Origin of the sequence: Bacillus sp. AFS017336, from assembly GCF_002555445.1 — a bacterium.
Lineage (GTDB): Bacteria > Bacillota > Bacilli > Bacillales > Bacillaceae_G > Gottfriedia.
In genome coordinates this window covers 1-6,094 of sequence record NZ_NUCO01000065.1, presented here as the reverse complement: position 1 = coordinate 6,094, position 6,094 = coordinate 1, and the positions used below count along the sequence as shown (strand labels likewise).

Genomic DNA, 6,094 nt, shown 5'->3' with positions numbered 1-6,094 from the left:
ACTTTTTAGACTAACTTAAATTTCGTGCATAAACCAGTGGATTTTGTTCGTATCCCCCGGACTTTTGTTCATAAACCAGTGAGACGGTGCTATTTTGATTGGCGAACCAAAAATAATTTAGCACCTCGAGGGAATTTTATATAACCCCGCTGTAAGTTTTTTTGACCCCCTGGCCGATCCTGGGGTTTTTGTTTCCATAAAAAAAAGCAAAGCCCGGTAATTTGCTAAACCGGCTTTGCTTTTTACATATTTGATACAAGAAATGGTATTGTAATAACAGCTACTACCATTAGGATCCAATTATTCTTCTTAACATGATTTTCAAATTTAATTTGCTCTTCTAATAAAAAATCTTCAGTTTTTTTCATTGCATATTCCTACTTTCGATTTTGATTTTTAATGCTTTTATTTAAAATTTATTTCCTTAAATAAAGCTTAAAATACCTAAAATTCTATTTTTATTCGTTTTTATTATAAAAAAAGAAAATGAAAATACAATGAAAGGCAGTTTTTAACTACAATGATGTGATAAATGAACTGATTTTAATTTAGATTTTTATCCATTTCAGGTCATAATCCCATAAAAATAAAGCTTCATAAGGTTAATTTTCAATTCAAAATTCAAAAGAGTTTATATGCAACAACGTTTTCTTATTAGTGTATTATTCTTAAGCGATCAAATGGATAAAAAACACCCTCTACCTTTCCGACGATTTCAGACTGCTTAATGTAGCCTAAACCATTTCGACTATCCATACTATTTAAACGGTTATCTCCCATTACTAAATATGAATGATTAGGAACTTTTACTTTATTAAATTGCAGATATTCCTTATACACATTTCGTAATTTACCGTTTAAATAATTTTCATTTATAGATTTTCCATTTACATAAAGTAAACCATTCATAATACTTACTTTGTCATTTGGTCGTCCAATGATCCTTTTTACATAATACTTAGGATCATCTTGTTTTTTTATAATGACGACTTCACCTCTTTCGATAGAGGAAATATGAAAAGAAGCTTTGTTTACAAATAAATAATCATGATTATGTAACGTCGGTTGCATTGATGCACCTTCAACAATAAAGGGTGAAAATATATAAAGCTTTAATATAAAAGCTATGGTAAATGAATAAACTAAAATTTTAATAGATTGCCAAGCAGTATCTTTTTTTCTAGTTTTCAAGTTTTGGATCCCCTTTATCTTTTTAATAACCACAATTACTAAAATCAAATAATTTGATTTAAAATAATGAATAAAAAATAGCAAAGCTTACTCTTTTTGCTCTGCTATTTTATTACTAATTAATCGATAAATTTATACTTGTTTATGCGCATTTTCAACAGCTTGTTCTCTTAGTCGGAATTTCTGGATTTTGCCTGAAGCTGTCATAGGGTAAGCTTCCACAAACTCTATATATCTAGGAATTTTATGTTTCGAAATTTTCCCTTTACAATATGCACGAATATCGTCAGGCGTAATTTTTACACCTTCTCTTAAAATAATCCAGGCCATAACTTCTTCTCCGTATACGTGATCAGGTACTCCAACAACCTGGACATCTAACACATCTGCATGGGTATATAAAAATTCTTCAATTTCACGTGGATAAATATTTTCTCCACCACGAATAATCATATCTTTCAACCTTCCAGTAACTTTACAATAACCAGTTTCATCCATAATTGCTAAATCTCCAGTATGTAGCCATCCGTCTTCATCGATTGCAGCTTTCGTTGCTTCTTCATTTTTATAGTAGCCCTTCATGACATGATAACCTCTAGTACAAAGCTCACCTTGAACACCTCGTGGAACTTCATTAGATGTACCTGGCTCAACGATTTTTACTTCAACATTAGGCAAAGCCTTTCCAACCGATTCAACACGTAATTCAATTGGATCATTTGTCCTAGTTTGTGTAATGACTGGTGAAGATTCTGTTTGGCCATAAGCAATCGTAATTTCTGTAATTCCCATTTTTTCGATAACTGCCTTCATAACTTCAATCGGACAGTTTGATCCTGCCATAATACCAGTTCGTAACGTAGACAAATCATATTTAGAAAAATCAGGATCATTTAATTCAGCAATGAACATAGTAGGAACGCCATGTAAGCCAGTACATTTTTCATCTTGTACTGTTTGAAGAACCCTTTTTGGACTAAAGTCTTGTACAGGTACCATCGTTGCACCAACAGTCATACAAGCCATCGTTCCTAAAACACAGCCAAAGCAATGGAAGAAAGGCACAGGTATACATAGACGGTCATCCTTTGTTAATTCCATACAATTTGCAATGTTTAACCCATTATTTACGATATTCGAATGTGTAAGCATTACACCCTTAGGGAAACCAGTAGTTCCAGAAGTATATTGCATATTTATAACATCATATGGACTCATTGATTCAATTCGCTTATCCAATTCCATGTCGGAAGTATTTTTTGCAAAAGAAATCAGCTCATTCCAAGAGAATGTACCTGGATATTTTTTATTCCCAAGAACAATCACGTTACGTAAAAATGGTAATCGACTACTATGCAATTCTCCTGGTACAGAATCCTTTAACTCTGGAATAATTTCATAAAGCGTATCTATATATGAAGAATCTTTATACTGATCCATTAAAATAATAGTCGTCGAATCTGATTGTTTTAGCAAATACTCAAGCTCAGCAGTCTGATAATTTGTGTTCACTGTAACGAGTACTCCACCCATTTTGCCAGTTGCAAATTGCGCTGTTAGCCATTCAGGCGTATTAGAAGACCAAATTGCAATATGATCACCTTTTTGAATTCTAAGACTCATCAAACCTTTAGCAATTTCTCTACAGTGATTTTCAAACTGTTCATAATTCATCCTTAAACCTCTATCTGCATAGACAACAGCCTCATGAGTAGGATGTAATTTAGCTTTTTCTTCTAATAATTTCCCTATTGTAAGCTCTAGTAAATTTGTCATCTGATCCTCCTTAATTGGTTTCCTTTAGCAAGAACGGATATTAACTAATAAATTTAAATAACATAGTTAAGAATATTCTATATTTTTAGTTTTTTCCCTTTTTAAAATTCCGTTAATTAATCTTCACTTTATTTAATACATTTTTTTGCAGAAGAAAGGACTCCAATTTAATCAGAGTCCCTTCTTCTTTAAATATCAGATTGCCCCTCAACTTGAAACTCTCTATATCTAGATTAGTAAGTTGTGGTTTTCGAAACTTCTGCTTTTTTAGGTTCAGATACACGTGTTAAAAAGAACATTCCAATAACAAATAAAATAATTAGACTAAATACGCCCATATTCGAACGCCCTGTAATTTGAGCTGTCAAGGCGACTATTAGCGGCCCCATAACCGATGCAAATTTCCCGAAAATATTATAGAAGCCAAAAAACTCATTTGATTTTTCTTTAGGAACGAGTTTTGCGAAATAAGAACGACTTAAAGCCTGAATTCCACCTTGGGATGTAGCTACAAGCATGGCCAAAATCCAAAAGTCTAAAGTGGAGTTTAAAAAGTAAGCATAAATACAAACAATCATATAAACAATGATTCCAACATAAAGCATCATTTTACCAGTAAACCGATCTGCGAGCCTTCCATAAATAACGGCAAATGGAGCGGCAACAATCTGTGTGACAAGCAGTATAATTAATAGATTTGTTGAACTAATTCCAAGGTCAGTTCCATAAGCCGTTGACATCGTAATAATCGTTCCAACACCATCTATATAGAAGAAATAGGCAAGTAAAAATAAAAATACAGCGCGATATTTCCGAATATTTTTAAAGGTTTTTCCTAACCTCTTAAAGCTATTTACTACAGGATTTTTTTCAGGTTCAATAAAATAAATTTGACGAACGTTTCGTAATAAAGGAATCGTAAAAATACCCCACCAGGCTGCTGTAATGAGAAAAGCAATTTGACTTGCGAGAGTTGTTGAAATTGCAATAATCTCCTTTTGAGCTAATACGATGATCGCAATACTAATAATAAATGGAATTGTACTACCTATATACCCTAAACCAAAGCCTCGAGCAGAAACCTTATTCATCCGTTCTTCTGAAGTTATATCTACTAAAAAAGCGTCATAAAATACATTTGCGCCATTAAAGCCAATAGCTGTAATCGTATAACAAATCAATAGTAAGAGCGAGTGATCATTTGGAATAAAAGTAAGAAGTGCAGTAAAAGAGATCCCGAGAATAAAAAAGAAAGCAAAGAAGTTCTTTTTAAATCCTTTGTAGTCAGCGATTGTCCCGAGAATTGGAGATAACATAGCTAAAATAAAAGTAGAAATTGCAATCGTATAACCTAAATAAGCAGTAGAATCAGAAGCACTTATTCCAGCCTTTGTAGCTGAAGCTTTATAAAAAAGAGGGAATACCGCAGTGCTAATAATAATTGAATACGCTGAATTAGCCCAATCATAGAACATCCAACTATTTTCTTGCTTCGTAAAACTCTTCATGAGTTTTTTCCTCCCAATGATTAGTAACTGCTTTTTTTATAAAATAGGCTTATTGATTAGATACTACTAATAGTTTATTTTTCCTCTACATTTAAATAGATAAAATTTTTCTTTTTATTAATTGGACAAGTTGCCAACCCTTTGTTTCTTGCCTATCTGGACACAAGGCTATAAAAAAATCCAAAACAACGTAAAAAAGACCTAGATTCTAATACATAAATTGCCATTTGTATGTTATCTTAGTTATATAACAATCCTTGGAGGTTAAGAGATATGAAATCTACTTTAAACGATACTAAAAATGCGACACCACCATTTTCAAGGACCAATCCATTTCAAGCGAAGGTTCTAAAAAATATTAATTTAAATGGAACTGGCTCAAACAAGGAAACAAGGCATATTGAGTTATCTTTACAAGGGTCAGGACTTACTTATGACCCAGGTTATGCACTTGGCGTGGTCCCATCAAATGATCCAGAACTAGTGGCACTTCTTATAAACGAAATGAAATGGGAAGAAGATGTAACTGTTACTGTTGGTAAGCAGGATGAAACACTATCTTTAAAAGAAGCGCTTACAAATTACTTTGAAATTACACTATTGTCTAAGAAAATTTTACAACAGGCAGCTGTATTCACAGAAAACGAAGAACTTCAAAAGCTTCTGTTAGTTGAAAATACAAATCAACTTAAAGAATATTGCTATGGTCGAGATTTACTTGATATGTTACGTGATTTTGGGCCATGGAAAGCATCAGCTCAAGAAATCGTTTCAATCTTAAGAAAAATGACTCCTCGTCTGTATTCAATTGCAAGCAGTAATGCTGCTAATCCAGATGAAGTTCATCTAACAATCGGTGCTGTACGCTACAATGCGCACGGACGCGATCGTAAAGGTGTATGTTCTGTTTTATGTTCAGAGCGTGTTAACGAAGGAGATACACTTCCAGTCTATGTTCAAGCAAATAAACACTTCCACTTACCAGAGGCTGAAGACAAAGATATTATTATGGTAGGACCTGGAACTGGTATTGCACCATTCCGTTCATTTATCCAAGAACGTGCAGTCAATAAAGTAAATGGCCGTTCATGGTTATTTTTCGGTGACCAACATGCAGCATCAGATTTCCTTTATCAAAGCGAGTTAGAAAAATATCAAAAAGATGGCGTTCTAACAAAACTTGATGCTGCATTCTCTCGTGATACAGATCAAAAAGTTTATGTACAACATAAAATGCTTGAAAACAGCAAAGAATTATTCGAATGGATTGAAAAAGGAGCTCACTTCTACGTTTGTGGCGATAAAGAATATATGGCTAAAGACGTTAATGAAGCCCTTATTACAATTATCGAAAATGAAGGAACATTGACTCGCGAAGATGCAGAAGCTTATCTTAAAGATCTGCAAAAGCAAGGTCGTTACCTACGTGACGTGTATTAATATTTAGTAAACTTTAAATAAGTTTAAAAAAACCCTTCGTCCAATTTGGTACGGAGGGTCTTTTTTTATGTAAAAGTGTTCAATTGAATCTATTTTTTTATCTTATGAACTATTAATGCGTTAAGTTTTTTCAGCTTCTTTCCCTTTTTTTAACTCATGAACCCTTTATGAGTTAAATA

General features: G+C 33.0%; 5 protein-coding genes. 1 reads left to right on the top strand and 4 read right to left on the bottom strand.

The genetic code is table 11. The features are described 5' to 3' along the window. Window positions 1–242: 242 nt before the first annotated feature. The 4 genes from CN601_RS27715 to CN601_RS21990 all read right to left on the bottom strand — a co-directional run bounded on the left by CN601_RS27715 (window position 243) and on the right by CN601_RS21990 (window position 4,475). Window positions 243–368: a hypothetical protein gene (locus CN601_RS27715; protein WP_257131786.1), complete on the bottom strand. Its 126-nt coding sequence runs from the start codon at window positions 366–368 to the stop codon at window positions 243–245. Between the two features lie 286 nt (window positions 369–654). After that, window positions 655–1,191, bottom strand: coding sequence for a signal peptidase I (gene lepB, locus CN601_RS22000; protein WP_257131785.1), 537 nt, complete (start codon window positions 1,189–1,191; stop codon window positions 655–657). 132 nt (window positions 1,192–1,323) lie between these two features. Continuing rightward, window positions 1,324–2,967: an AMP-binding protein gene (locus CN601_RS21995; protein ID WP_098172362.1), complete on the bottom strand. Its 1,644-nt coding sequence runs from the start codon at window positions 2,965–2,967 to the stop codon at window positions 1,324–1,326. A gap of 233 nt (window positions 2,968–3,200) precedes the next feature. Next, on the bottom strand, window positions 3,201–4,475 hold the full coding sequence (locus tag CN601_RS21990) for an MFS transporter (protein WP_098172361.1): 1,275 nt from the start codon (window positions 4,473–4,475) through the stop codon (window positions 3,201–3,203). Window positions 4,476–4,748: 273 nt separating this feature from the next. On the opposite strand from CN601_RS21990, the gene CN601_RS21985 reads away from it, so the two are divergent. After that, window positions 4,749–5,915 carry a sulfite reductase subunit alpha gene (locus CN601_RS21985; RefSeq protein WP_098172360.1) on the top strand — a complete coding sequence of 389 codons (1,167 nt, stop codon included), beginning with the start codon at window positions 4,749–4,751 and terminating at the stop codon, window positions 5,913–5,915. The last annotated feature ends 179 nt before the right edge of the window (window positions 5,916–6,094 follow it).